Annotated in this window: 1 protein-coding gene and 1 pseudogene; both read left to right on the top strand. The window is 66.0% G+C overall.

From position 1 onward, the window contains the following. Positions 1 to 84: 84 nt before the first annotated feature. Entirely contained in the window at positions 85 to 558 is a 474-nt protein-coding gene (locus tag NS334_RS17345; RefSeq protein WP_206542744.1) for a DUF934 domain-containing protein, read from the top strand. Next, positions 555 to 773, top strand: a pseudogene (locus NS334_RS17340) (hypothetical protein); the annotation flags it as partial. The gene NS334_RS17345 and the pseudogene NS334_RS17340, both read left to right, overlap by 4 nt.

The following is a 773-nucleotide window of genomic DNA, read 5'->3' as shown; positions in this document are numbered from 1 at the left end:
CGGTGAAGCGTCTGGGTGTCGAGCCGATCAGGGAGCGCGTCTATGCCACTCGTTAAGCAGGGAAGAATCACGACCGATCCGTTCGTGCGTGTCGCCGACGGTGCCGAACTGCCGGGTGACGGCGCGGTGCTGTTCACGGCCGAACGCTTTCTCGCCGATCCCGAGGCGCTGCTGCGCCGTTCCGGCAAGCTCGGGGTGATGTGGCCGAACAACCGCAGTCTCGAGGATCTCGTGCCGCATCTCGATCGTCTCGCTTCGGTCGGGTTGGTGTTTCGGACCTTCCGCGCCGGCCGCGCCTACAGCCAGGCGCGCCTGCTGCGCGAACGTCATGGCTATGACCGCGAGCTGCGCGCCATCGGGCAGATTCTACGCGACCAGTTCGTGTTCATGACACGTGCCGGCTTCGACGCCTTCGAGGTCAAGAAAGATGCCGATGCCGATGCGTTCGCCGCGACCATGAAGCGCTATTCGGTGTTCTACCAGCCGACCGGCGACGGCCGCGTCACCGCACTCAATCGCCGCATGCAGCTGCGTCACTCGGAGAGCGCGAGCCAGTGAGCACGCTTGCACCAGAGCTCGCTGCGACGCCGGCCGCATTGCCCGCAGCCGATGTGCTCGATCGCGCGCTACGCACGGCTTCGCCCGCCGAGGTGATCGCTGCCGCCTTGCGGATAGTCGGCCGCGAGAAGTTGGCGCTGGTGTCGTCGTTCGGCACCGAGTCCGCGGCACTGCTCAAGGTGATGGCGGACGTCGATCCTTCGATCCCTGTAGTC

Source organism: Sphingomonas endophytica (genome assembly GCF_001476895.1).
Classification (GTDB): Bacteria; Pseudomonadota; Alphaproteobacteria; order Sphingomonadales; family Sphingomonadaceae; genus Sphingomonas; species Sphingomonas endophytica_A.
Note: the sequence above shows the minus strand (reverse complement) of the source record. Positions and strands in the feature narration are given on the sequence as shown.